Consider the following 26948-nt stretch of genomic DNA (forward strand, 5'->3'; position numbering starts at 1 on the left):
ATTTACTATTTGATGTATCGACGTATCAAGACGAACAAATAAAAGGGGTCGCCCAATTAAAGATACTTTTTACGGTATGGCGCAATCTTTATACGGAAAATCCAGCGGATTTAAAAGAGAGTATCTATCAGGCGGCGAAAGCCTTAAATACGCTAGATGAAAAAGCGTCCGCATCGCCTATTTTGAAACGTTGATGCGGTATATTTTTAATGTAAGTGATGCATTCACTAAAAATGATATCCGTGATATAGTAAAAACATTAGAACAAGCCTATCCTATGGGGAGTGATGTCATGAAGACTATTGCTGATGTGTTACGAGAAGAAGGTATAGAACAAGGAATAGAACAAGGAGAACAAAAAGGCATAGCAAAAACATTGTTGGCCTTCCTCAGCCGAAAAATTGAGCACTTGCCTGAAGAAACAAAAGATAAGTTACGACAGTTAGATGGCCAAAAACTTGAAACAATTGTAAATGACTTTCATCAGATCGAGACAGTCGAGGACTTAAATAAATATCTTTAATTGTTGACTTATTTCATATGAATGACGTAAAAGACAGGTGAAGGCCTGTCTTTTTGTGTGGACATTTTTTGAAAATCTAAAGACAAGTGTTTTTCTTTTTTTGTTTTAGTGTTATAGTTAAGTGTAACACTAAAACATTATGAGGTGAGTACATGTTTCAATTAGAAAAAGTGTCATTTGACTATAGTGAAGAGCGTGTCTTTGACCGGATCAATCTTGACGTAACATCAGGGTCAGTTATTGGTATATTAGGACCGAACGGTGTCGGTAAGACAACGTTATTTCAACTACTGACAGGCTTGTATTATCCGAGTAGTGGGAATGTGAGCGTTCTAGGATATGAACCAAGATTACGAAACAAACAGTATTTAGAGAAAATCAGTTATTTACCAGAGACTTTACCAAATATTGAGCTATCCATTGGGGCATACGGTGAGTTGATTGGTCCGATGTATCCGAATTTTAGTCGAGAAAAGCTGACAGCTTATTTAACCGCCTTTGATTTAGAAGAAGATTTAAACTTGATTGACCTCAGTGCTGGAATGAAACGAAAAGCCTTTGTGTCGATTACTTTAAGTCTCGGTACACCGATGGTATTTCTTGATGAACCAACAAAAGAAATGGATTTAGAAGGACAACGTATCTTTAGGCAGCTGTTAATTGATGCGCAGTCTGATGGACGTATGATTGTGATTGCGACCCACCACTTAAGAGAATTAGAACCATTACTTGATCACGTTATAATTATGGACCGAAGAGGACATGTTGTGATTAATCACGCGACCAATGATTTGGACCAAGTCTTGTCGTTAAAAGAAGTAACAACGTTGCCTGACGAGACGATGTACTTAACGTATCAACGTTTACCCTTCGGATACCGGTTACTCTGTCATACACCGTCAAGTGAACCAACCGATATACCGTTGGAACTTGTTTATCAAGGTTTTGTAGGAGGTAAATAATATGGTGCGTTTTATTCATGCGAGTAGTCTCTATGGCAATAAAACATTTTTAAATATGTTTAATGCTATTACGATTTTACTCATCGCAGAAACGCTTATTAAATTTGGACTTAGTGAGTTGTTGTTTCAAGAAATAGACGCTGTTCCTGAACGCTTAGAATTACCCTTATATTTTTTCATTGCGTCCTTGTTGTTGGTGGGATTAACGGAGTATAATATCCGACTTATGAGAAAAGATGATAAGGTCACGACGATCAGGCTATTACCACAACGAACAGTAGTTAAGGTGAGTCTTTTCAGTTTCTTTCACGTCGCGTTACCGGTCTTGGCTATGATTTTTGCCATTCAATTTGTCCGCCCAACTATTCTAACAGCCGATGGGTTATATGTTTTAGGGGTAGTCGTACTCGGAGTATTTTTTACTCTACGGGCTTTATCAAAACCAACACAATCAACGAAGCAACAAGTCACCCATTGGTTTATCAATAGTGGCCTTGTTTTTATTGTTTCAGTCGCTTTTTATCTGAATGCGGGACTCGTCATCGTTAGTTTAGCTCTCATCACTGTAGGTGTATACCATTATGCCAAAGCGGCTTTTTCCGGGGAGAGAAGGACATATCAACGAGCGAAAAATAACCATGAACCAGCGTGGCTCATTCAATTGATTAAGAAACGTTACCTGAAAGTCAATCTACTTATTCACTATGACCGTCAGTTTTTTCTTCATCCGTTTCGTGAAGTGGCCGTCTTTACTGGGCAACTTATAGTCATTATAGGTCTAATCATTGTCTTCATGTTTCAAGACATGATGACGGCTAATTTTTCAACAATTGATCCTCAGATCATTACATGGTGGACGACCGTCTTTGCGGTTTTTTTCGTCATTTTAAATTTATCACAGATAAAGACAACCGACGTCACGCTGTTACCGTTTAAGCCATTTGAGCGTTGGTCACTCATTTCAGGATACCGCCATCTGAAAATTATCTTGTTGTCTACTGCTGCTGTTGCGACTGTGTTGACCGTCATTCATGTTGGGTTTCGACTATTTTATCTGTTTAACTCACATCAGATGTATGACGTGAATGTAACATATATAGACTTCTTAATGACTGGTTTCGAGTCGTATTTTGTCGCTTTCATATATGTCTTAGGTTTCTATCATGTAACGTTGATTTTACATCACCTGTTTTTATTATTGACCCGTGATGCAAAACTCTATCTTAGAGAGGGATTTAATAAGAAAAGTCAATTAAGCTTTCTTTATATCATTGTCTTTCCGTTCCTTTTGTATGATTATATCTCAAATATACGGTTCATAACGAATACCGTTGATTTAAAGTATGTAGGTCTTGTCATTATCCTGTCACTCTTAATAGATTACTATGCCAATCGTAAACTGGAAGTGGTGACGTAATGACGGAACTTTTTAGTGAATATCAAAGCATCTACCGCCAAATCGCGGACAAAATAAAAAATCAGATCTTAAAAGGGGACTTAAAAAAAGGGGATAAACTCCCCTCCCTTAGAGCACAAGCCGTGGAACTTGAAGTAAATATAAATACCATCACAAAAGGGTATAATATATTAGAGAATGATGGTATGATTGAAAAACAACGTGGTTTGGGCTTCTTTGTGACAGAGGATGCCTACGTGCGCGCATTAACAGAGCGAAAACAACGGTTTCAAGAAGAGACGTTGCCGAAATTGAAACAAGAGCTTGCTTTATTAAATCTGTCAGAACAAGCGTTATTACAACTATTAAAGCAAATTAAATAACTTGTATTCAAATTGTATCAAACTGTTTCAGGTGAGAAATAATAAACAAAGCATCGTTTGATTAACGAGCGAGCAAACAATAAAACGTGGAGAAACTGTTCATTTTTTAAGTGGACAGTTTTTCTATTTAAAAGGAGATAAAAATCTATGCAAGATTTTACTATGTTGAAAGACGAGGCGTTATTACGCCGTTTAAATGAGAAAGGTTTTACGACACCCACACCCATTCAAGAACAACTCTTACCAATGATTGTGGACGGTAAAGATGTACTCAGTCAAGCTGAGACCGGTAGTGGTAAAACATTAGCCTTCTTACTACCCGTGTTAGACCGATTAGATTTTAATGCGAACGATCCATCCGTCCTCATTTTAACGCCAACACGTGAATTAGCGCTTCAGATTGAAGGGGTTGTGAAAGATATTGCGGTATACAAACGTTTAAAGCCCGTGACTGTGATTGGGGATATGTCTTATGAAGCCCAAGAAGTCCAACTGAAACAAAAAAGTCATATCGTCATTGGAACACCAGGCCGCGTCTTAGATTTAATGAGTAAAGGCACAATTAAACGCGCGCTGATTGATACGTTGATTATAGATGAAGTGGATCATTTATTTGACCGCGGGTTCGCGGAGACGATTGAAGAAATTATTAGCCTGTTACCTTATGAAAGACAAAATATTTATACCTCAGCAACAATGAGTGACGAGATTGAACCGTTTATTAACGAAACGTTAGTTGATCCTGTACGTGTGACAATTGAACCGAAAAACCAACAAGTGTTTGACCAAATCCGTGTCGATGTTGACCCTTACGATAAAATCGAAACGGTAGTGGATGTCCTAGTAGAAGAACATGTCTCTGAGGCAATTATCTTTTGTGAAGAGAAGCGCACGGTCGATGAAGTTGCTGATGAACTGAGTGACTTAGGGATTCCAGTCGTGCGCCTGCATGGTGATTTAAAACAGCCAGTAAGAATTAAAGCACTCAAACAATTTAAAGAAAAACATCGCTCGATTCTTGTCACGACGAATTTAATGGCTAGAGGGATGGATTTAATCGACTTACCACTTGTGATTAATTATGATTTAGCTTATACAGAAGATGTCTTTACGCACCGGATGGGGCGTACCGGCCGGATGGGTAAGAAAGGAAAAGTTGTGCATCTTCTTGCACCAGATGAACAAGCGAGCTATGAAGCGATGAAAGACAACCTCAAGTTTCATGACCGTGAGCTTACGTATCCACAACGAGAGAACAGTGATACAAAAGAGTATGTGAATATGCTCGGCCGCCAAAAGAAAGTCGAGACAAATGACTCTGTCACGACGCTATACTTTAACGGTGGTAAAGAGAAAAAATTACGGGCCTTTGATTTTGTTGGCACAATCAGTTCTTTGCCAGGTATGGATTTTAATGATATTGGTGCGGTGACGGTTTATCCGAGACATACCACTGTCGAAATCCTCAATGGTAAAGCCGAAGACGTCTTAAAGAAAATGAAGCATACGAAAGTAAAGAAAAAACAATTAAAAGTCCATATCGACCGAGAGACGCATCTTTAATATCGTCTCGTGAGATAAGGTTTTGATAAAGACTAGCTGAGTTATAGCGTAGCATCGCTGTTTCTCAAGCTTGTCTTTTTTTTGCATTATTTTCTTTGTCACTCATAACCCAATCTATAGTTTTTAAATCGTTCAACGGCAAGACTATATGAAAATCACTGTAAAATCAATAGATAACACAGGCATGACACGTTACGAAGTGACGTGATAACTAAACTTTTTGAAGAAGAGACTAAACCACCACTGGTACGCATAATGTAAGCGCTTCACTATAATAGAAAATATACGACTTTACATAGGAGAGGAGGCTAATGTTTCTTAATCACTTACTATTACTAGGAGGTCAAACATGTCAAAACAGAAGCAATCGAAATGGTTTATTTATTTCCTTATTACTTTGATGTTGTTACCTAACTTATCACCCCTTACTGTCTATGCTGAAACGAGTGATGTGATCTTGCATCATGATTTTGAAACAGATACCGATGGATGGGAAGCATTAGATTGGGGGGATTCGACTTCCCCACTCACGAGAGAATTAACTGAAACAGAGGCCTTTAGTGGCCAAAAGTCACTAGAGGTAAGCCGTGAGGCATACAATAGTAAGCTAAGTTTTAATCTTACAGACCAACTTATTGAAGGTGAGTCATATAAACTTTCCTTTAGTATAAAACTGAAAGAAGGAACGGAAACGTTACGTCTTGCTTCAAAACATAGTTATCCAGGGACAACCAATGAATACCCTTGGGTTATAGGGAATAATGAGGTTAGCACGGAATGGGTGACTTTTGAGTCTGAAGCGATTCATTACGAGCCAGGAACAACAGAATTTATCGTTTATATTGAATCAAATCAAGAAGTAGGAACACCAGCTGTGTATTATTTAGATGATATTCAAATGATTCAGCTTGAAGGTGAAGACACTCCTGAAGAACCCGAGGGAGAAGCTGTTTCGATAATTAAACACGATTTTGAAACAGAAACGCATGGTTGGGAAAAACTCAGTTGGAGTAATGAGGGTTTAACGACAGCTCTAACAACAGACGAAGCTTATACTGGAGATCAGTCACTAGAAGTGACGCGTACTGGCTTTGGTAGTAAGCTCAGTCTAAACTTAACGGATCAACTCACAGAAGGTGAGACATATAAACTATCGTTTTATTTAAAGCTTAAAGAAGGGACAGAACAACTACGTCTCGCATCTAAATATAGCTATCCAGATACATCCAACGAATACCCGTGGATAATTAATACAAAAGAAGTAGGAACAGAATGGGTAAGGTTCGAATCTGGTGAAATTAACTATATGCCAGGAACAACAGAATTTATCGTCTATTTAGAATCAGAACAAACTGAAGGGACACCGTCGGTGTATTACTTAGATGATGTCGAGGTCGTACATTTGGAAAAAGAGACGACTGACGATAAACCAGCAGCGGAGATATTATCACCGATTGATTTTGAATCAGGTGAAGCAAGTGGCTTTGTGGCGCGTGGTGAAGTAGAAGACCTGACCGTCACTGATGAAACAAACCACACACCAGACGGTTCGATGAGTTTAAAAGTTGAAAATAGAAGTCAAAACTGGCACGGACCATCACTCGATGTTTACAATTACGTTGACCAAGGAGAGTTATACGAGGTTTCTGCTTGGGTGAAGATGGTTGAAGGCTCAGATGAACTTAAATTATCAACACAAGTAGGCGCAGGTGATACGGCAAGCTACAACAATATCACCTCAGCTCAAGTCACAGCAAATGAGTGGGTGAATTTAAAAGGGACCTATCGCTATTCAAGTTTAGGTGGAGGTAATTTAAGTATTTATGTGGAAGGTGCGAGTGCAACGTCTAGTTTCTATCTTGATGATGTGACGTTCACAAAGCTTGAAACCGCTCCGATTGTCATCGAAGACATTACCCCAATTAAAGATGTCTACCAAGATGACTTTTTAATTGGAAATGCGGTCTCGATGTCAGAATTTGAAGGGATTCGCCTCGAGTTATTGAAAAAACACTTTAACTTAGTCAGTGCAGAAAATGCGATGAAACCAAGTTATGCGTATGATGATGAGGGGAACTTTGATTTTAATGCAGAGAAATTGCTTGTAGAAACAGCGATTGAAGAAGGTTTTGATATTCATGGCCACGTGTTAGTTTGGCACCAGCAATCACGTGACGCATTGTATCAAGATGAGGAGGGAAATCCGCTCTCCCGCGAAGAAGCACTAGAAAATATGTACACGCATATTGAGACGACGATGGCGGCGTTTAAAGACTATGACGATCACCTCATTTCATGGGATGTGGTGAATGAAGCGATGCTTGATAGCGCAAATGCCCCGTATGACGATTGGGAAAGTAACTTACGTCAATCAGGTTGGTACAAAGCCATTGGTTCTGACTACATTGAGCTCGCCTTTAAAAAAGCACGTGAAACAGCCGATCGCTTAGGACTTGACGTTGTTTTATACTACAACGACTATAATGATGATCAACAAAATAAAGCCCAATCGATCTATCATATGATTAAAGATATTAATGAACGTTACCAAGAAGAAAATCCAGGTGAGTTACTGATTCAAGGGATGGGCATGCAGTCACACTATAATATGAACACCAATCCTACAAATGTGCGCCTTTCAATGGAACGTTTCATTGAGTTAGGTGTTGAAATTGGTGTGACGGAACTTGATGTCACTGCTGGTTCTGGTGGGGTACAAACAGCTAAAGAAGCAAATCGTCAAGCTTATATTTATGCAGAGTTATTCTCACTTTACAAAGAACACGCAGAACATATTTCACGCGTGACCATTTGGGGTTTAAATGATGCGACGAGCTGGCGCGCAGAACAATCACCACTTGTCTTTGATGCTAACTTACAAAGTAAATTAGCTTATGAGGCAATCATGGACCCAGAGACATTCTTATTAAATTATGAAGAAGAACAGGTACCTGTTAGAGAAGGACAAGCAATAAAAACAGAAACAACGCCAATCTTAGACGGTGTGGAAGATGGGTTATATAAAGAAGCCATGACGCTTTCAGTTGACCGATTCCAACAAGCATGGTCAACAGCAACGGCCGAGGCGAAAGCTGTTTGGGATGATGATTTCTTATATGTCCTTGTCAATGTGACAAATGATGTCCTTGACGTGACAAGCGCAAATGCTTGGGAACAGGACTCAGTTGAGGTCTTTGTCGATCAATTAAACAGTAAAGCGCCTAACTATGATGCCGCTGAAGGTATTGGACAATACCGTGTCAATGTCGAGAATGTTCAATCATTTGGAAATGGTAATGTTTATGAGGGCTTTAAATCAGCGACGAAAGTCAATGGCACAAGCTATACAGTTGAGATGGCGATTCCATTAACGAACATCACACCATCAAATGAGACGGTTATTGGATTTGACCTTCAAATTAATGATGGAGAAGACGGGACAAGAGTCGGTGTCGCTACATGGAACGATACAAGTGGACAAGGCTTCCAAGACCCGTCTGTGTTTGGAGAAGTGACACTAGTATCTGATGATACTGATGAAACACCAACACCAGGCGAACCAGGAGAAGAAACCCCGACACCAGGTGAACCAGAAGAAGAAACACCAACACCAGGTGACGAAAATTCAACGAATAATGACACCGTGATTGGTTTATCAAAAGCACCGGTTCGTGTGTCTAAAGGTGAAACGATTGTTATTGAGGATTTAAAAGCGACGATTAAGATGCCAAACGACCTACCTGAAGGCACAACAATCACAGTTGGTACGTATGATGAGGAAACCTATACGGCCGCAAATGGCGAAAAGCTTAACGTTAGAGGAGAAATCATCACGGTTAACCTCGTGTTCCCGGAAGGTTTTGAGGGCTATGAAGGTGAGTTTAAATTAACTCTAGGTGTAAATGCCGATGCTGACAATCCAGCGGTCTACTACTTAGGCGAAGATGGCTGGGAATTACGCGGCGGTGATTACGACGAAGAGAACGGAGTTATTCGATTAATGGTCTCAGGCTTTTCTACTTATGGAGTATTTGAAACTGAAGTAGACGATGCCGCAGGTGAGACATTACCTGATACAAGTACGATGATGTTTAATTGGTCAGTGATTGGGGCTATATTACTTCTCGTAAGTGCGGGGTTATTCCGCGTAAATAAGCGTAAACAAACGGTTAAATATTAAACAATGAAGAAAGATCTCAAGCGGTCACCATGACCGCTTGTTTTCGTTCATAACTCGACACATGAGGAGGTTAAAGGATATGAAAAAGTATGGTAGGTATATACTGTTATCGCTATTGATCTTATTGGTCGGATGTAGTGAGAGCGCTACCTATGAAGCCGAAGATGACTACTTTAAAGTAGAAGCAACCATAACGGAAACAACCGATGACAGTGATACAAAGTTTGAGGTAGAGGCACAATTAACCCCGAAACAACCAATGGAAGCTGAATCATTTCACTACCAAATGGTCATCGAACCACTCGGTACGAGTGAAAAAACAGAAGATTACGATGAGGTTGTGGAACTTGAAGCGCTCACGATTCGAGACACATTCACAAGTGAAGAGGCTGTAAGTATCGATGACTTCACCTTAACGATTAAAGTAAACGAACTAGAAACAACCTATACGTTAACACGATAATGAAATAAGAATGGACATGACCATATTTACAGGTTATGTCCTTTTTTTCTTGCTTATAATCATGAGGATATAAATGAAAAAGTGATGAGAGTGACGTCTTTTGTTGTTAAAAAAATCACAAAGGATAAATCTTTCCCCTCAAGGATAATAATTTACCCGAAGTAGTGATTACGATAATAAAGCGCTTACATTATACTTCAAGTTGTAAGACAAATTAAATGATTTGAGAGGGGTTAAATTATGTTAAAACGTTCTAAGTTTTTATGGGTATTACTTGTTGGAGCCTTATTCTTTTCACTACTCGTCGGTTGTTCTGATACACAGACAGATGAAGGAAGTGGTGGCGATAGTGATGAAGGTACCTCAGATGAAGGGTCAAGTGATGATGCCATTGATGTAGGGATTATCTTACCAACACGTGACGAACCACGTTGGGTACAAGATGAGCAACGTTTCCGCGATGCCATTGCCGATTCAGACTATACAACGGAAATTCTATTCTCACAAGGGTCATCGGCGAATGAATTACAAAACGTTGAAACATTGATTAGCCGTGGGATTGATGTACTTATCATGAGTCCACATGATGGCGATGCTGCTGGTGCTGCCGCTAAAGCTGCCAGTATGGAAGGTATTAAAGTCATCTCATACGACCGCTTAATTACGAATACCGATGCAGTTGACTATTATGTCACCTTCGATAGCTTTGCGGTTGGAGAAGCACAAGGTCAATATTTAATTGATAACACAGACGGTTCTGGCATTCCACTTTACTTATATGCAGGAGCATCATCTGATAATAATGCGTTCCTCTTCTTTGAAGGCGCATGGAGTGTGCTTCAACCGAAAATCGCCGACGGCACATTTGTAGTCGCCAACTCAAGTGCCGCAGAAGAATTATCAAGTAAAAATGAGTTAACACGTGATGAATTAGGACAAATTCTTAACCAAGTTACAACAAACTGGGATCCAAACGAAGCGATCAACAAAGCACAAACGCACCTGACAAGTGCTGGGGCTGAGTTAAAAGGTGATGTTGCCGTTCTTGCGCCAAACGACGGGACAGCCCGTTCGATTGCTGATACATTTAGCTCAGACAGTGAAGTGACAAGCTACGTTATTACTGGACAAGATGCTGAAAAAGCCTCCATCCAGTACATCATTGATGGCAAACAATCGATGACGGTCTTTAAAGATGTGCGTCGCTTAGTTGAAGATGCGATGGGTATGGCGATTACGATTCTTGATGGCAGTGACCCAGAAACAACAGGTTCATATGATAACGGTTCAGTCGATGTACCAGCACTTCAATCAGAAGTTATCACTGTTGACCAAGCCAATGTAGAAGCCGAACTTATTGAATCTGGTTACTACGAAGCCAGTGAATTTACTGGTTTAGAGTAAACAATAACGTCAGTCGTTAAAATCTAACATGTGTGTCTCTACTATATAACAGAATAATTTTTAGAACAGGATAGAATAGTGTCCCCCACTATTCTATCCGTTTTAAAACGAAGGTGGTGCGAGTCAATGGCAGATGTCATTTTAGAAATGGCCAATATCACAAAAACTTTTCCTGGGGTCAAGGCCCTTGATCAAGTAAACTTTCAAGTGGAAAAAGGTGAGATTCATTTTCTTGTCGGTGAAAACGGGGCAGGTAAATCAACCTTAATGAAAGTCTTAAGTGGCGTATACCCTTATGGCAACTATGAAGGCGATATTATTTATGAAGGTAAGGTTCAACAATTTAATAAAATTCAGGACAGTGTCAATGTCGGAATTGCGATTATTTATCAAGAACTCGCGTTATTCCCGGATTTATCCGTCTATGAAAATATTTATATGGGGAATGAAGTTAAAGACGGTGGCATTATCAATTGGAATCAGACCATTGTCAAAGCAAAAGAGATGTTACAGAAAGTCAATTTAAAAGTCAATCCAGAAACGTTGATCAAAGATTTAGGGGTTGGGAAACAACAACTCGTAGAAATCGCAAAAGCTTTAAGTAAACAAGTCAAGTTGTTGATCTTAGATGAACCAACCGCCGCTTTAAATGAAGATGATTCCGAGAATCTTTTAGAACTCATAAAAGAATTAAAAAAACAAGGCATTACCTGTATCATGATTTCACACAAATTAAAAGAAGTGGCAGCGATTGCCGATAAGGCAACGATCCTAAGAGACGGTCAAACGATTATCACCTTAGATGCGAAAAAAGGCGAAATTGATGAACCAACAATTATTCGTCACATGGTTGGACGCGAGATGAATCAAATTTATCCAGAACGGGCGAATAGAAACATCGGTGATACGGTATTAGAACTTATCAACTGGTCTGCTTATGATACCCAGCTCGGTCGCGCGGTTGTAAAAGATGCCAACTTGCACCTTAAGCGTGGTGAAATTATTGGCATCGCTGGACTAATGGGCGCAGGACGGACAGAGCTTGCCTTAAGTATGTTTGGTAATCCGAAAAGCTATAAACTGATGGGCAGCATGGCACTAAATGGCCAAGCGCAAAACTTTAAACATACGAGTGACGCCATCAAAGCAGGTATGGCTTATGTGACAGAGGACCGAAAAGGGAATGGTCTCTTTTTACTTAATACGATTACAAAAAACGTGTCGGCCTCGAAACTATCTGGCATTGCACATAACGGCATTATTAATACAAATGAAGAAATCAAAGTTGCCGAACACTATAAAAATTCTCTCCACATTAAAGCCTCTTCGATTGAACAATTGGTAGGAAAACTGAGTGGAGGGAACCAACAAAAAGTCTCACTCGGTAAGTGGTTATTTGCTGGACCGAACATTCTTATTTTGGATGAACCAACACGTGGTATTGATGTTGGAGCTAAGTTTGAAATTTACTCCGTGATGAATACCTTAATTGAAAAAGGCATGAGTATTATCATGATTTCATCAGAACTCGGTGAAATATTAGGTATGAGTGATCGGATCTATGTGATGGCAGAAGGAAAAATCACCGGAGAGCTCGACAGGCAAGAAGCCGATCAAGAAAAAGTTATGGCACTAGCCACGAAGTAGGAGGAGAAATCATGAATCTTTTAAAAGAAACATCACATTTAATTAAAGACAATATCCGTGATTACGGCATGTACATCGCCCTCGTGGCCATTATGATTACCTTTAACGTGATGACGAGTGGAACGTTTATGTCTTCCCGTAACATTAGTAATTTACTTGATGCGAGTGGGTATATTGCCGTCTTAGCCGTTGGGATGACGCTCGTCATTGTCATTCGTCACATTGACTTATCTGTCGGGTATGTGGCCGGGTTCTTAGGGGCAATTGCGGCCATATTACTGATGCAACAAGGCTTGTCTGTTTGGCTTGTCATACCGATTATCTTAGTCTTAGGTATTGTAATTGGTCTCATGAACGGCTTTCTTATTGCTCAACTCGGCATTCCTGCTTTTGTCGCCTCACTTGCAGGGATGTTAATCTTCCGCGGGGCGCTGTTACAAGTAACAGAAGGTACAGGGACAATTATTGTTCAAGATGATATTTTTAATGCGATTGGGAATGGTTACTTACCCGCGATTAAGTATTTCTATAATCGTCATGTCCTCACCTTAATAATTGGTGCTGTTGGCGTTGTTCTATACATCTTCTCAGAACTAAAAAATAGACATGATAAATCAAAATATAATTTCGACGTGATTTCGATGCCTATATTCTTAATAAAGTTAGTGTTTGTATCGGCCATCATCGCTTATATTACTTGGATTTTAGCAGGCTATAACGGGATTAGTTGGACACTGGTCATTGTATTACTCGTGACAATGGTGTATCACTTTATTACAAATAAAACAGTCCTTGGCCGTCAAGTGTACGCTGTCGGTAGTAATCCAGAAGCGGCCCACTTAAGTGGGATCAATGTTAAAAACGTGACTTACATGGTGATGGGCTCGATGTCCATGCTGGCAGCACTTTCTGGTATTTTATATACGTCACGGTTACAATCTGCCACAACAACCGCTGGGATGTTGTTTGAACTTGATGCGATTGCGGCAGCTTATGTTGGTGGGGTCTCCTCTGCCGGCGGTGTTGGAAAAGTAACAGGAGCGATTATTGGGGCGATTGTTATGGCCTCCCTCACAAACGGGATGAACTTGCTCGGTGTCGGAATTTCTTATCAATATATGATCCGCGGGGGCGTTTTAGCTGGTGCGGTTATCTTTGATGTCATCACAAGAAAACGCGGCAAATAATGACGAGATCAACCAACGCACTATAGCAATAACTCACTATAAATAATGAGTCAACAATGAAGCGCAATGACCCCGAAAAGCATGACTGACGGGGTCTATTGTCGTATTTTCAAGAAAGAACAGCGAATGATAGGCAGCTCTTGAGTTAATTATGATTAAAAAATATAATACCAACAGCACATACGTTTTGTGATAGAATATGAAGAGCGACGATTCTTTCGTCTAGTGTCTTTCAACAAGAGGAGTTGTCATTATGCGCAAAATTGTAACCGCTTTATTTATAGGGATGTTAATCTTGACAACGTTATTTACCTTGCAATCATTGACACATGTCTTATCTGTTGATATCGATTTACCAACGGGAGACACATCAGAAGATGATGCAAAACGACTTGTGCTCATTACAGACCAAATGGGGACGCCTTTTTATGATGCCATCGTTAAGGGCGCACGGGCGGCAGCCCTTCATCAAGGGATGTCTCTAGAGGTGCTCGGCTATGCGAATCAAAATGAGGAAGCCTTACTTACCGACTTAGAGCGGTCAATTTATGCGAAAGTTGATGGCATTATTGTGCAAGGAAAAGATACAGAAGCGTTTAAAGAATTAACGAAAGTAAAAGCGGCTTTTTATAGTATACCGGTAGTCACCATCGCAGAAGATGTCCCGATTGAAGAAAGTCTAAGACGGACGTACGTCGGATCTAATCACTTCCAGATGGGGCAAACATTAGCCAACGTGGTGACAGAAGATTATCAAAGCTATGAGACAGTCGTTATTTATTATGATGAGACGCGTCCTTTTTATCAACGAGAGCGGCTACGAGGGGCGGCGGCAGTCCTAAATGAATCAGAACTTACGGTGCAATATATTGGCCTTCCGGCCTCGACCGATGAAGCCATCTTACAGACACAACGTGCGCTTAATCAGTATCCAACGTTTGATGCGGTGATGATTTTAGATGCCCAGCTGTCCTCTATTGTCATAGAGGAAATTAAACGTCGCCGCCAAATTGAACCACTCGGGATTTATACATTTGATGAACAACGAAATTTAGATCTTTTACTTGACCAAGGAGAGATTGATGCCTTAATCAAACAATCTCCAGAAAAAATGGGAAGTATGAGTGTAGAGGTCCTTAGTGAATGGATCAATAATGAGCGTGATCATCTAGAGTTTTCAGGTTATTTAACCCCATTCTCTGTTGAGAGGGGGAAGAGTGATGCACAAGATTAAACATAAAGTGGCCCTTTTTATGATAATAGTTATCTCAACGTTATTTGTGATTTGGCTGTCGTTAACGTACTTTAATCGACAAACACAAAATAATTATAATGACATTTTAGCGCGCTATTTAATCTTAAATGAAGCCAACACGAAAAGTGACACATTAATGACGACCTTAAGCGGCCTACTAACAGAACGAGTTGATGTTGACTCGCCGAGCCTCAATCAATTGGAGCGTGAATGGCGTGAGATTCAGCGCTTAGAGAATCGACTAGCAGACCTTGAAAATAGCAGCAACATAAACGCACTTACTAACTACATTCATTTACTTGATAGCTTAGTTGAATCAACCGATCGTGCGATGCGTCTCTATGAACAACAAGACATTGACCAAGCAGAACGAGAGCTGAATGATGCGATTCGGATTCAAACATATATTTCAGATACGACCTTGCAGTTACTTGATCAAGAATTAAAAACATATGATAGTTTTTATCGCGGCATGATCGAGCAATCACGTGCGATTAATACCTTTGGGTTTTGGTTACTTATTTTACTGGTGCTTGTTTTAATCGCGGTGACGTATTTATTTCAGCGACAAATCACTCATCCGATTCATCAACTAACCCGGGCAGCTAATGGTCTATCATTAGGTAACTTAGACCAAGAGATACAAATTGACTCTCAGGATGAACTGGCCTTTTTAGGTAAAACATTTAACCGAATGCGTGAGAATATTAAACAACTGATTCATGAAATCAATGAAAAAGCAAAAGTAGAAAAAGAATTGAGTGAATCAAAAATGCTACTCCAACAAACACAGCTGAGAAGTTTACAAAGTCAAATCAATCCACACTTTTTATTCAATACGCTCAATACCGTCTCGAAAAAAGCTTACTTAGAAGATGCTTATGAAACAAGTGATTTACTTGTCTCCATTGCTGATTTGTTGCGGTATAACTTAAAGCAACTTGACCGAGCCGTGACGTTAGCCGATGAAATTAGAGTCATAAGGCAATACATTCAAATTCAACAAACAAGGTTCAGTGACCGTCTCGTCTACACAGAAGAAATTGATTCCACCTTACTCGGAAGTCATATACCTGCCCTTACCCTGCAGCCTATCATTGAAAATGCGGTGATTCATGCGGTTGAACCATACCAAAAGGGTGGTCAAATTACGTTAAGAGTTTTTAAACAAGGCTCATATACTCGAGTAGAAATTAGTGATGATGGTCCTGGCATGGAAGATGAGACGATTAATCAATTATTCTCAGGAAAGTTAATGCCAAAAGAAGGCCATTCGACGGGGATTGGTTTTACCAATGTGATTAAGCGGATGCGCTTATTTTATAATCAAGATCAGCTTGTTTATATTGACTCGTATAAAAATCGCGGCACCAAGGTAAGTTTATTGTTGCCGGAGATGAAGGGGGAACAACAGGATGAAACTGATGATCGTAGATGATGAGCGGGTTGAACGCGAAAGTATGAAACAAATATTAACGAAAAAATTCTCAAACCTTGAGATTATTCTCGCAGAGAATGGACAAGAAGCGGTACAAATGGCGAGTGAATATCAACCAGCTATCGTACTTATGGATATTAAGATGCCGGAGATGAATGGACTTGATGCGATTCGTTTAATTAACGAATCGACACAACGCATTAAATTTGTGATGGTTACGGCATATGATACATTTGATTATGCGAAACAAGCGATTACTTTAGGCGTAAAAGATTACTTACTGAAACCAAGTAAAATCTCAGATATAATCGAGACCGTCAATAAAATCATAAAAGAAGTCGAGACTGAACAAGAAGAACAACAAGCGACAATGAAAGTGAAAAAAGAGCTCGCGCAATCAAAAAAAGTCATTGAACGCGATCTTGTGACGCAATTGTTACTCGGACATGTGCATGACGTAAAAGCGCCGTTATTGTTGGATTATTTAAATAAGAATATTGGCCTTGGTTACGGGGTGATTATTTTAAAGTTCGACCATGTCCCGCTTTATTCATATGATGAATTGATCCAAGAGTTATCAATAGATGAGACGTGCCTAATTGGGCCTCTCTATCACCGACAATTGCCGATTGTCGTGTTCCGGAATGAACAGTCTTTCCGTCAACAACTCACATATTTAACCCGGCAGATCAGACAACGATTTGAAACGCTTAAACAACCGGTGAAGATGGGTGTAAGTGACGAGGCGTTATCGATTGATCAATTAAACAAGAGTTATCAAGAAGCGGTCATTAGTGCAATGGAAACACGTCGGGATTATCACGTTTTATTCTATAGCGATGTACCAAAGGCCACGCACCTTTGTGAGCGCCAATTAGATGCGTATATCTACCGAGACTTTTTTGACCAGTTACGGTTAGGTAAATGGACAGATATTGAAAAACACCTAATAGATATTTCGCTCTGTTATGAATCAGAACAGGTCCCCTTAGCGGACTTTCGGTCACGTTTAGTCCAACTCATTCAACTGATGGGTCAAACGCTTGAAGAGCTGCATATGAAGATTGCCTGGCAAAAGTATCATTTTAAAGCCGAGGACTATACATCGCTGAAGGAAGAATTAAAAGGCTACCTTCATCACATGCGTGATGCACTGAAGACCTATCAAGGAGAGTTAAATGATGATTGGTTTACGAAGATGACGCACTACATTGAAACGCATATTAAGGAAGATTTATCGTTAGAACAATTGAGCGCAGAAGCTGAGTTAAGTCCGATTTATGTGAGTAAAGTCTTTAAGGAACGCCTCGGTATGAATTATATCGAGTTTTTAACGACCTGCCGGATTGATGAGGCAAAACGCCGGTTACTTGAAACAGATGAGTCGATTAAAGCTATTGCGGTCGATGTCGGTTATCACGATGCGAATTATTTTGGTAAGGTGTTTAAAAAAGTAACCGGCGAAACACCGAACGCTTACCGAAAACAATTGATTTATAAGTAACGTGGGTGTAGGTAATGATTTGATGTTGCCCAGACAAAGAGGGGGGAGATCGATGATACAAAGACTATGGATGATCAGTGTCATATTTATACTAGTGGGCTGTCAGACGCCTCCTGAACCAATCCATGATGAAGAAATAGAACCAGTACAATCCTTGTCTGTGGATGATATTACCGTCGGTTTATCCATGGATACGCTGATTGAAGAGCGTTGGCAAAAAGACCGTGATATGTTTTCTGAAGCGGTTCAAGAGTTAGGTGCTGATATTATCGTGAAAGCGGCCAACGGCAATGATGCGCTTCAAATTGCGCAGGCTGAACGAATGATTTCAGATGGAGTGGATGTGTTAGTACTCGTCCCGCATAATGCGGAAGCGGCCGCAACCATTGTCGGTAGAGCACAAGCGGCAGGGATCCCTGTGATTTCGTATGATCGTTTAGTTAAGAATGCGAATGTTGATTTATATATTTCCTTTGATAATGAAGAAGTGGGGCGCTTGCAAGCAGAAGCGATGCTAAAGGCTGTCCCGTCGGGACAGTATGTCTACATTGGCGGCGCAAGTACCGATAATAACGCACACTTGATGCGTGAAGGCGTCTATGAAGTCTTAAAGCCTCATATCGATGCAGGACGCATACAAGTCGTCTATGATGAATGGACCGACGCCTGGAAACCGAGTGAAGCAAAAGCAAACATGTTGGAAGCACTATCAGCTAACGATCACGACATTGATGCGGTCATTGCCGCAAATGATGCCACGGCTGGAGGTGTGATCGAAGCACTGAAAGAAGCCGGTATCGAACAGACGATTCCCATTGTCGGTCAAGATGCTGAACTACAAGGCATTACTCGCTTAATTGATGACCAACAACTCATGACGGTCTATAAATCTATCAAGGCCCTTACTCAAAAGGCAGCGGAAGTCGCCATTAAACTGGCAAAGGATGAACCGCTAGAAACGAGTCATTTGATCAACAATGGCAAAAAAGATGTGCCAACCATCTTTTTAACACCGGTCAGTGTCACAAAAGAGACGATTAAAGAAACAGTGATTGATGATGGGTTTCATTCACATGAATCAATTTATTTAGAGTAATGTAACTGTTATAGGCTGTTCCTCAACATGAGTGAACGGTCTTTTTCATGATGAAAATTAAAGAAAACGTTGGGCTGAGCGAGATGAAAGATAAGAAAATAAGAAAAGGGATACAGATAAGCGGCAATCTTTGGTAAAATGAACGTAACACCAAAGAAAAGCAGGTGATCGACATGGAAGCATGGTTAAATGAACTAGAACTAGGTATACAAAAAGGTTTGATTGATAAAACCATTCCTTATTCAGGGCAATTTGAGCCGCAGTTATTAATGAACCACCAACAGAAAAAACAAGATGTCTTAACGACACTGATTGATGAATTAAGACAATCACAATCGTTTAAATTTGCGGTGGCTTTTATTACTGAGTCAGGTATCCAAACATTAAAAGCTCATTTGTTGGATTTACATAGAAAAGGTGTAACAGGACAACTGATCACTTCAACATATAATTACTTTAATCAACCAAAAATGTTTCAAGAGTTGTTAAAGCTAAAAAATCTAGAAGTAAGAATTTCGGACGTTGATGGTTTTCACTCCAAAGGTTATATATTTGACCAAGGAGGATACCACTCATTAATTGTCGGGAGTACGAATTTAACGGCGAGTGCATTAAAAGTCAATTATGAGTGGAACATCAAACTAACGTCACACGAGCATGGCGCGATCATTGATCACTTCACGACACAGTTCAATGAGATGTGGCAAGATAGTGTCCCATTGACCACTGAATGGATCAATCACTACCGAAAAGCCTATCAAACACAAAACATTCAAACGGTGGCTGAGTTTCCGGCAAGCTATCACAATAAATGGTCTGATGCTTTAAAGATTGAACCAAATAAGATGCAGGTCCAAGCCTTAATGGGGATTGAAGCAGTTCGCCTGCGCGGGGAATCCCGTGCCCTTGTCGTTTCAGCAACCGGAACCGGTAAAACATACTTAGCCGCTTTTGATGTGAGACGAGTGAGCCCTAATCGTTTATTGTTTATTGTCCATAGAGAACAAATTCTTAAAAAAGCAATGGCTGATTTTAGGCGTGTAATTGGTGGTAACGATGACGATTATGGGATTCTCTCTGGTTCCAGTAAAGATGTCGGGGCGCGTTATTTATTTGCGACCGTTCAGTCATTATCAAAAGTTAAGACATTAAATGAATTTGATTCCGAATGGTTTGATTATATTTTAATTGATGAAACCCACCGGGCGGGGGCAACTAGTTATCAAAAGATTATTGATCATTTTAAACCAGATTTTATGTTAGGGATGACAGCAACGCCAGAGCGAACCGATGGCTATGATTTGTTTAAGCTATTCGATTACAATATCGCCTATGAGATTCGTCTACAAGAAGCATTGGCGGAGGATTTACTGGTCCCGTTTCATTATTTTGGAGTGAGTGATTATGAAGTTGATGGTCAGATAAGAGAAGATCTATCGTTTCAGGACCTGGCAATTAATGACCGGGTGATGCATATTCGTGAGAAATTAGAATACTATAGTTTTTCAGGTGAAAGGCCACACGGTCTCATTTTCTGTGCAACAAAAGAAGAAGCGAAAGACTTGTCAATGGCATTAAATCAAACTGGACTACAAACCATTAGTTTAACTGGGGATAATAGCCAAGAGGAACGTGAGCGACGAGTAAAGGAATTAGAAGACGGGGTGCTTGATTATATTTTAACGGTCGATATCTTTAACGAGGGGATTGATATCCCGAAGATTAATCAAGTGGTCATGCTCAGACAAACCGAGTCCAGCATAATTTTTGTGCAACAATTAGGTAGGGGACTTAGAAAACATGAATCAAAAGCCTTTCTAACCGTGATTGATTTTATCGGTAATCATGAGAATAACTATTTAATTCCGATCGCTTTGTATGGTGATCAAAGTTACAATAAAGATCAACTGCGCCGACAACTTGTTGAACGGAGCCGAGGTATACCAGGTGAATCGACCATTAATTTTGAACGCATTGCTGAAGAACGTATTTTTGAAGCGATTGATCAAAAGAATATGTTGCTGAAAAAGGACTTAGACCAAGATTATTTAACATTAAAATATAAAGTAGGTAAAATACCGACAATGATGGACTTTGTGGCACACGGATCGCGCGATCCGATGAGTTATGTCCGGTACAGTAAATCTTTCTATCGTTATATTGTAAAAGTAGAAAAATTAAAACAAACACTTTCAGAAAAAGCAGATAAAAGTTTAATTTACCTATCTCAACACGTCTTAAACGGTGTTCGGCCACACGAAGCGTTGTTGTTTCAACAACTGATCGACAATGTTGAAATAAAAGAAGAGGTCTATTTAGATAAAATGACTATGGATGTCTATGATGACTTTACTGAAGATATTAGAACGTCTGTGTTGCGCAATATGAATTTGCAGTATTATCAAGAAAATTATGATAAGAAGCGACGGGCACCGCATGACTTTTTATCTGTTCGGTTTGTTGACTATGATGAAGAAACAAAGACATATAAACGACACCCGATCTTTACCGAACTCCTCCTAGAGCCTGAATTTAAAGCTTCGTTGTCTGATCAAGTAAGTTATGCGCTTTATCTGTATGATGAGAAAAGACAAGGACATGAAGTATGTAACGGCTTTATGTTGTACGAGAAATATACCCGTCAAGATGTGTTTCGGTTATTATTATGGGATGAGAATCCACTCGCACAAAATGTAGGGGGCTACATTATTAGTCAAGATAAATCTAACTGTGCCATCTTCATTAATTATCATAAAGAAGATGATATAAGTGAAACGACGAAATATGATGATCAATTTTTATCACCACAAATATTTCAATGGATGTCTAAGTCAAAACGAACATTAGCCTCTCCTGATGTTAAAGCGATTCAACGCTATAAGGAACATGACATGCGCCTACCGCTATTTGTGAAAAAACATAATGATGAAGGATTGTCTTTTTACTACATGGGTGATGTCGAACCTATTCCGGAATCATTTGAAGAGAGGCAGATGGAAACAGCTAAAAAACCTGTCTCGATTGTTAAAATGATATTAAAAATGAAAACACCTGTTGAGAAAGGTTTGTATGATTATTTAACAGAAAAATCGATAACGGGTGACTAGTTATCATGCTAGATGCGATAATATAACGGCTTGTTAATTCGCAACAAAAAGAACAGACACTTATAAAAAATGGTTGTATAATATTTGGTGTTGGTGAAGGGGTTTTAAGTGAGACAGAGATTGCTCACTAAAATAACTTACTGGCACCTTTTTCTACCTAAATATAGAAAATAAATGCGTTTCCCTGTATTATTAGTTTTAACCACAAAACCATTAGGAGGGAATTCTCTTATCTATATCAAGAATCGCCTTTGATATTCAAGCTGAAAATATAATTTTTGAAGAGGATTATGCCCGCGCGGGCAAAAAGTACGGCCATGCTTGCACATTCCTGGAAGGCAAACTCACGTATACTCCGACGCACTGTGATCACTGTCATGTTGAAAACGAAGACTATACCATTATTAAAAATGGTACAAAGACGTCGACAATTTTTATTCCAGCTGGGGGAACTAAAAAGACATATCTCGAATTAAGAAAACAACGTTTCTATTGTAAACATTGTCAAGCAACGTTCGTGGCGAAAATATCGTTAGTTAATGAGGGATGTTTTATCTCGAAAGATACATGTCTTCAAATGGGGGTAAAACAGCTGAAGCTCGTTCAGTAAAGGATATTGCACGTGATTGTGCTATCTCTCCAACAACGGTTCAACGTGAAATTAATAAGGCGAGTCAAGAGCTTCAAACATACGATCGAACGTTACCTGAAAACCTTTCTTTCGATGAATTTAAGGTCGCAAAAGGATAGATGGCTTTTATCAATATTGATGTGGCTTCTGGTGATATCTTAGACATACTCCCACAGCGTGATGGGCGCACGATTCGAAACCACTTTACGACGTATTTTACCTTTAAACAGCGTAAAAATGTGAAGACAGTAACGATTGATATGAACGCCAGTTATCAAAGGGTGATTAAGGACCTGTTTCCTAACGCTAAAATCATTATTGATTGCTTCCACATCGTTCAGTTAATGACGCGAGCGATGAATAAAACGCGTGTCAAGATCATGCAAGCATTCAACACATCAACGGTGAAGATAAAAAGAAATATCGCCGACTTAAGCGATACTGGCGACTGTTACTGAAACCCAACGAAGAACTTTCAAGTACAGATTACAAGCACTATACCTTGTTTGGTCCATTACCATCTAAAGCAGTCGTTGATACCATGTTAGATTATTCTGATGAACTAAAAGCAAACTATAACTTACTTCAAAGCTTCTATAAAGCTTTTGACGATAGGAACTTTGACGATCTCGAAGAGATCGTGAGAAAGAAACTTGATGCCAGCATTTCTAGTTATATGAAAATGAGTATAAAGACCTTACGTTTACATTTACCACACGTTCAAAATAGCTTTGACTATACGTACAATAACTACCGCATTGAAGGTATTAATAAAATCATAGTCTTAAATCGTGTCGCTTATGGTTATCGTAATTTAAAAACTATAAGAACCGTATTCTTTTACATTTTGCGTACAAACCAGTTGAACCACATAAGAAAAAATCACAAAATAAAACACATGTTTCAGCTGCATAAAAAGAACTGAAACATGTGAAATATAAGCTTGAAATTATTGGTTAAAACTTCTCGCCAACACCATTTGACAAAGAACCTAAAAAATTAGTGTCTGTTCTTTTCATTGATTAATTGTTCTACAATCGGAATGTCGGCAGGTGCCCAGTTTAAACTGAGTAAGTTTTCACGTTGTAACCAAACATATTGAGCATGTTCAGTTAAGACGGGGTCTTGATCGATCAACTTGGCTTTAATCGCAATCAAATTGATGGTGAAACTGTCATAGTCATGTGTTGTTTCAGTGAATATGACTGAATCAGTTGCGATCAAACAATTGAATTCTTCTTGGATTTCTCGCTGAAGAGCGGAAAAAATATCTTCATCTTGTTCTACTTTCCCCCCAGGAAACTCCCACATGTTTGGCAAAGACATGGCCTGCGATCGTAAAGCGCAGAAAATATCCTGCTTGTCATTTTCTATAATAGCCGCAACGACTCGAATTTTTTTCTTCATTTTAACTTCTCCCCTTAAAGTTACGATTGAGTCTACTTACATTGCATAGACTAGTGATCGTTAAAGTTTTTTAACACTTGCATGAGCCGACCAATTGGTAAACCAACAACATTATAATAATCCCCATCTATTTTCTTAATGAACGGGGCCGCAAGGCCTTGAATCCCGTAGGCACCAGCTTTGTCGTAGGGCTCATCTGTTTCGATATAGTCATTGATTTCTTCATCTGTAAGGGGATAAAATATAACTTTGGTTGTCTCCACAAACAGCTCTTGTTTATGTTTGGAGTTTACTAAAACCCCAGTATGTACCTCATGTGTTTGACCGCTTAAAGCACGCATCATCGTATAAGCTTCTTGTTTTGTTTTCGGTTTTTCAAATATCATATTCTTATAACTTACAACAGTATCAGCTGTAACAATGATCTCATCATCAGCTTCAAAAATTATACTCGCGGCTTTTAGTTTACAGAGAGCGGATACCTTTTCAATTGGTTTGGTTGTTTTGATTTGTGATTCATCGACGTTCGGTGTACGCACGGTAAAATCAACATTCACTTGTTTTAAAATATCTTGGCGTCTAGGTGAACCGGATCCTAATATGAGTTGCATAAACTTCTCCTTTATCTTGATTATGATGATAATCATCACCGTATATTGTATTAGTTCATTGTTTATCATAACATATTTTTTCCGACCTATACTTGAGATGATATTCTATTGTTAAAAACAATGATATTTTAAGTAGACATTCAATATTTGTAAGAGAGAATGAGATGTTGCGTTATCAACGCTCTATTTCATTACTATGGTCAACGTAATCCTGAAATTTAAAAGCCGATTTCTCAATATGAATGGATGGCTGTGAAAGCCGAGACAGTTTATGAACAAATTAAAATTAATTAAACACAAGATAATAAGTGGGTGTTAAGTCACGTACTGTCCTATTATATTGGGTTTTCATTTGTAAATTCGACAAATATCATCTTTGATCTACAAAAAGTGGAAGATGTATATTACAATAGTATAAATATCAGCTTTTAAACATACAAGGAAGGATGTATAACATGGGTATTATTAACTCGGGTTTTTTAACTGTATCAACCTTTCTACAACAACATATCTATCATGTTCCTGAATATCAACGAGGTTATTCATGGACAGAAGATCAGTTGGAGGATTACTGGATTGATTTAATGCAGTTAGCAGAAGATGACGGATTAGGTTCTCACTTTCTAGGACAGATTGTTGTTCATTTTGAACGAGATACTGAAAAGTGGTTTATTATTGACGGGCAGCAAAGAACAAGCACATCCATCATCATTTTGGATGCCATTAGAGACATTTTAGATCATCTCCATGAAGTCGAACATTTAGAAGATGCAAAGATTGAGGCTGATGATCTAACATCAAAATACATAGGAAGAGTCACGCCGAAAAGAAATGATGAACGCTTGATTCTTGGGGAAACAGATAAAGAATTTTTTAAAAAAATTGTTCAACGTCGAGGAATAATTCATTCAGAAAATATTAAAGTTAAGAGATTGTCTAATTCGGAAGAATTAATTTTAAAAGCAAGCAAGTATTTTCATAAAAAATTAAATGAGCTCGTTAATGAGGAAAAAGATCCAGACGCAAAATATAATAAAATCATTTCAGTAATGAATTTGATTTTAGATCAATTCAAAGTCATGTATGTTGAAACGGACGATATTAATGAAGCGTTCATTATATTTGAAACATTAAATGCCAGAGGTAAAGAGTTAGAGACGTCGGATCTTTTAAAAAACCATGTATTTAGATCTTCGTCAGATCGAATTGAGAATATTAAAGAAAAATGGTCACGAATGATTGAAAACTTAGATAATGCCGACCCAACAAAGTTCATCCGTCATTACTGGAATGGTAAATATAAGTTTGTAAGAGAAAAAGATTTATATAAAAACATTCGTAAAGAAATTGACACACCGCAAAAAGTAGAAGAACTTATTGATACGTTGGTCGATTTATCGGAGCTATATTTTGCCTTAAATAATCCGAAAAGCATTAATTATTATCAATCTCCGTCATTAAATGAGAGAATGACAGAATTACAAAACCTTGGTGCTAAATCATATTATCCAATTCTATTAGGGTTAGAAAATAAACATTACTCTGAAGAAGATATAGATCAAGTTCTAGCGGCACTAGAATGTTTAATTGTAAGGAATTTTGTGGTATCAAGTAAAGTAGCAAATAAATATGAAATTGAATTCGCAAAAATTGCAAGACAAATAAATAATGATGACTATGTTACGAGTCAATCAATAGTTGAAGCAGTAAGAGATTTGATCATTTCTGATGAGGAATTTAAAGAAAACTTTAAGTACTTCACAACTAAAAAAACACCTGTCATTCGATATCTTTTGAGGAAAATTCACAACTCATTTAATTATGAAACTCGGATTATTAATGACAACGGGCGGATTCATATCGAACATATCATGCCTAAAAAACCAAGAGAATGGAAGGTATCTGAAGACGTTCATAAAGATTATTTATGGAGATTAGGTAACTTAACCTTACTTGGAGAAGAATATAATCGTAGTGCGACAAACAAAACATTTGATCTTAAGAAAGAAGTTTATAAAAAGTCTCAAATTAAGATGACCAAACAGCTTGAAAACTATGATACATGGAAAGTGAAAGATATCGAGAAAAGACAGATGGAATTCGCCGATATATCTGTGGGTATTTGGGCTAAATAAAATGAAATAGTCCCCTTAACTCAAAAGGTTAGGGGGTTATTTACTATATAGAAGGA

Annotated in this window: 22 protein-coding genes and 1 pseudogene; 21 read left to right on the forward strand and 2 right to left on the reverse strand. The window is 38.8% G+C overall.

What is annotated here, in order from left to right:
* The 20 genes and pseudogenes from BM390_RS15370 to BM390_RS15710 all read left to right on the forward strand — a co-directional run.
* A pseudogene (locus tag BM390_RS15370) lies at positions 1 to 194 on the forward strand (Rpn family recombination-promoting nuclease/putative transposase); the annotation flags it as partial.
* A 98-nt stretch (positions 195 to 292) separates the two neighbouring features.
* Positions 293 to 523, forward strand: a complete 231-nt coding sequence (locus tag BM390_RS04500) for a DUF4351 domain-containing protein (protein ID WP_177220623.1) — start codon at positions 293 to 295, stop codon at positions 521 to 523.
* A gap of 152 nt (positions 524 to 675) precedes the next feature.
* The gene (locus BM390_RS04505; RefSeq protein ID WP_062321594.1) at positions 676 to 1485 is read left to right on the forward strand and encodes an ATP-binding cassette domain-containing protein; all 810 of its coding nucleotides are present in this window, start codon (positions 676 to 678) and stop codon (positions 1483 to 1485) included.
* 1 nt (position 1486) lies between these two features.
* Entirely contained in the window at positions 1487 to 2902 is a 1416-nt protein-coding gene (locus tag BM390_RS04510) for a hypothetical protein (RefSeq protein WP_089853091.1), read from the forward strand.
* On the forward strand, positions 2902 to 3264 hold the full coding sequence (locus BM390_RS04515) for a GntR family transcriptional regulator (protein WP_062321590.1): 363 nt from the start codon (positions 2902 to 2904) through the stop codon (positions 3262 to 3264). The genes BM390_RS04510 and BM390_RS04515 overlap by 1 nt, the downstream gene beginning before the upstream one ends.
* A 147-nt stretch (positions 3265 to 3411) precedes the next feature.
* Positions 3412 to 4827: a DEAD/DEAH box helicase gene (locus BM390_RS04520; protein WP_062321588.1), complete on the forward strand. Its 1416-nt coding sequence runs from the start codon at positions 3412 to 3414 to the stop codon at positions 4825 to 4827.
* Between the two features lie 349 nt (positions 4828 to 5176).
* Entirely contained in the window at positions 5177 to 9007 is a 3831-nt protein-coding gene (locus BM390_RS04525) for an endo-1,4-beta-xylanase (RefSeq protein ID WP_062321586.1), read from the forward strand.
* Between the two features lie 79 nt (positions 9008 to 9086).
* Positions 9087 to 9470, forward strand: coding sequence for a hypothetical protein (locus tag BM390_RS04530; RefSeq protein ID WP_062321584.1), 384 nt, complete (start codon positions 9087 to 9089; stop codon positions 9468 to 9470).
* Between the two features lie 240 nt (positions 9471 to 9710).
* Positions 9711 to 10874: a sugar ABC transporter substrate-binding protein gene (locus BM390_RS04535; RefSeq protein ID WP_089853093.1), complete on the forward strand. Its 1164-nt coding sequence runs from the start codon at positions 9711 to 9713 to the stop codon at positions 10872 to 10874.
* A gap of 126 nt (positions 10875 to 11000) precedes the next feature.
* Positions 11001 to 12521: an ATP-binding cassette domain-containing protein gene (locus tag BM390_RS04540; protein ID WP_089853095.1), complete on the forward strand. Its 1521-nt coding sequence runs from the start codon at positions 11001 to 11003 to the stop codon at positions 12519 to 12521.
* A gap of 11 nt (positions 12522 to 12532) precedes the next feature.
* A complete protein-coding gene (locus BM390_RS04545; protein WP_089853097.1) occupies positions 12533 to 13708 on the forward strand; it encodes a sugar ABC transporter permease in 1176 nt (391 codons plus the stop codon).
* A gap of 253 nt (positions 13709 to 13961) precedes the next feature.
* A complete protein-coding gene (locus BM390_RS04550; protein ID WP_089853099.1) occupies positions 13962 to 14942 on the forward strand; it encodes a sugar ABC transporter substrate-binding protein in 981 nt (326 codons plus the stop codon).
* A complete protein-coding gene (locus BM390_RS04555; protein WP_062321577.1) occupies positions 14929 to 16401 on the forward strand; it encodes a sensor histidine kinase in 1473 nt (490 codons plus the stop codon). Before BM390_RS04550 ends, BM390_RS04555 begins: the two co-directional genes overlap by 14 nt.
* Positions 16379 to 17905 (forward strand): response regulator, encoded by a 1527-nt coding sequence (locus BM390_RS04560; RefSeq protein WP_062321575.1) that lies wholly within the window; start codon positions 16379 to 16381, stop codon positions 17903 to 17905. The genes BM390_RS04555 and BM390_RS04560 overlap by 23 nt, the downstream gene beginning before the upstream one ends.
* 52 nt (positions 17906 to 17957) lie before the next feature.
* Positions 17958 to 19001, forward strand: coding sequence for a sugar ABC transporter substrate-binding protein (locus tag BM390_RS04565; protein ID WP_062321572.1), 1044 nt, complete (start codon positions 17958 to 17960; stop codon positions 18999 to 19001).
* Positions 19002 to 19174: 173 nt separating this feature from the next.
* Positions 19175 to 22108: a DEAD/DEAH box helicase gene (locus BM390_RS04570; protein ID WP_089853101.1), complete on the forward strand. Its 2934-nt coding sequence runs from the start codon at positions 19175 to 19177 to the stop codon at positions 22106 to 22108.
* Positions 22109 to 22439: 331 nt separating this feature from the next.
* Entirely contained in the window at positions 22440 to 22718 is a 279-nt protein-coding gene (locus BM390_RS15695) for a transposase family protein (protein WP_256212399.1), read from the forward strand.
* Complete coding sequence (locus BM390_RS15700; RefSeq protein WP_256212393.1) at positions 22655 to 22858, forward strand: hypothetical protein; 204 nt, start codon at positions 22655 to 22657, stop codon at positions 22856 to 22858. Before BM390_RS15695 ends, BM390_RS15700 begins: the two co-directional genes overlap by 64 nt.
* Positions 22859 to 23197, forward strand: a complete 339-nt coding sequence (locus tag BM390_RS15705; RefSeq protein ID WP_062321565.1) for an ISL3 family transposase — start codon at positions 22859 to 22861, stop codon at positions 23195 to 23197.
* Entirely contained in the window at positions 23194 to 23664 is a 471-nt protein-coding gene (locus BM390_RS15710; protein WP_231631469.1) for a transposase, read from the forward strand. Before BM390_RS15705 ends, BM390_RS15710 begins: the two co-directional genes overlap by 4 nt.
* 74 nt (positions 23665 to 23738) lie before the next feature.
* On the opposite strand, the gene BM390_RS04580 is transcribed toward BM390_RS15710, so the two are convergent.
* Together BM390_RS04580 and BM390_RS04585 are read right to left on the reverse strand one after the other, a co-directional pair.
* Complete coding sequence (locus tag BM390_RS04580; RefSeq protein ID WP_062321560.1) at positions 23739 to 24146, reverse strand: (deoxy)nucleoside triphosphate pyrophosphohydrolase; 408 nt, start codon at positions 24144 to 24146, stop codon at positions 23739 to 23741.
* Positions 24147 to 24196: 50 nt separating this feature from the next.
* Positions 24197 to 24757, reverse strand: a complete 561-nt coding sequence (locus BM390_RS04585; RefSeq protein ID WP_062321558.1) for a Maf family protein — start codon at positions 24755 to 24757, stop codon at positions 24197 to 24199.
* A 455-nt stretch (positions 24758 to 25212) separates the two neighbouring features.
* Here BM390_RS04585 and BM390_RS04590 point away from each other — a divergent pair, with 455 nt between their 5' ends.
* A complete protein-coding gene (locus BM390_RS04590) occupies positions 25213 to 26892 on the forward strand; it encodes a DUF262 domain-containing protein (RefSeq protein ID WP_062321556.1) in 1680 nt (559 codons plus the stop codon).
* The last annotated feature ends 56 nt before the right edge of the window (positions 26893 to 26948 follow it).

It is taken from the genome of Halolactibacillus miurensis (genome assembly GCF_900116255.1).
Classification (GTDB): Bacteria; Bacillota; Bacilli; order Bacillales; family Amphibacillaceae; genus Halolactibacillus; species Halolactibacillus miurensis.

Coding starts and splice junctions, on each gene's coding strand:
- BM390_RS04500 (WP_177220623.1), top strand. CDS start 293: ATGAAGACTATTGCTGATGTGTTACGAGAAGAAGGTATAGAACAAGGA.
- BM390_RS04505 (WP_062321594.1), top strand. CDS start 676: ATGTTTCAATTAGAAAAAGTGTCATTTGACTATAGTGAAGAGCGTGTC.
- BM390_RS04510 (WP_089853091.1), top strand. CDS start 1,487: ATGGTGCGTTTTATTCATGCGAGTAGTCTCTATGGCAATAAAACATTT.
- BM390_RS04515 (WP_062321590.1), top strand. CDS start 2,902: ATGACGGAACTTTTTAGTGAATATCAAAGCATCTACCGCCAAATCGCG.
- BM390_RS04520 (WP_062321588.1), top strand. CDS start 3,412: ATGCAAGATTTTACTATGTTGAAAGACGAGGCGTTATTACGCCGTTTA.
- BM390_RS04525 (WP_062321586.1), top strand. CDS start 5,177: ATGTCAAAACAGAAGCAATCGAAATGGTTTATTTATTTCCTTATTACT.
- BM390_RS04530 (WP_062321584.1), top strand. CDS start 9,087: ATGAAAAAGTATGGTAGGTATATACTGTTATCGCTATTGATCTTATTG.
- BM390_RS04535 (WP_089853093.1), top strand. CDS start 9,711: ATGTTAAAACGTTCTAAGTTTTTATGGGTATTACTTGTTGGAGCCTTA.
- BM390_RS04540 (WP_089853095.1), top strand. CDS start 11,001: ATGGCAGATGTCATTTTAGAAATGGCCAATATCACAAAAACTTTTCCT.
- BM390_RS04545 (WP_089853097.1), top strand. CDS start 12,533: ATGAATCTTTTAAAAGAAACATCACATTTAATTAAAGACAATATCCGT.
- BM390_RS04550 (WP_089853099.1), top strand. CDS start 13,962: ATGCGCAAAATTGTAACCGCTTTATTTATAGGGATGTTAATCTTGACA.
- BM390_RS04555 (WP_062321577.1), top strand. CDS start 14,929: ATGCACAAGATTAAACATAAAGTGGCCCTTTTTATGATAATAGTTATC.
- BM390_RS04560 (WP_062321575.1), top strand. CDS start 16,379: ATGAAACTGATGATCGTAGATGATGAGCGGGTTGAACGCGAAAGTATG.
- BM390_RS04565 (WP_062321572.1), top strand. CDS start 17,958: ATGATACAAAGACTATGGATGATCAGTGTCATATTTATACTAGTGGGC.
- BM390_RS04570 (WP_089853101.1), top strand. CDS start 19,175: ATGGAAGCATGGTTAAATGAACTAGAACTAGGTATACAAAAAGGTTTG.
- BM390_RS15700 (WP_256212393.1), top strand. CDS start 22,655: ATGTTTTATCTCGAAAGATACATGTCTTCAAATGGGGGTAAAACAGCT.
- BM390_RS15705 (WP_062321565.1), top strand. CDS start 22,859: ATGGCTTTTATCAATATTGATGTGGCTTCTGGTGATATCTTAGACATA.
- BM390_RS04580 (WP_062321560.1), bottom strand. CDS start 24,146: ATGAAGAAAAAAATTCGAGTCGTTGCGGCTATTATAGAAAATGACAAG.
- BM390_RS04585 (WP_062321558.1), bottom strand. CDS start 24,757: ATGCAACTCATATTAGGATCCGGTTCACCTAGACGCCAAGATATTTTA.
- BM390_RS04590 (WP_062321556.1), top strand. CDS start 25,213: ATGGGTATTATTAACTCGGGTTTTTTAACTGTATCAACCTTTCTACAA.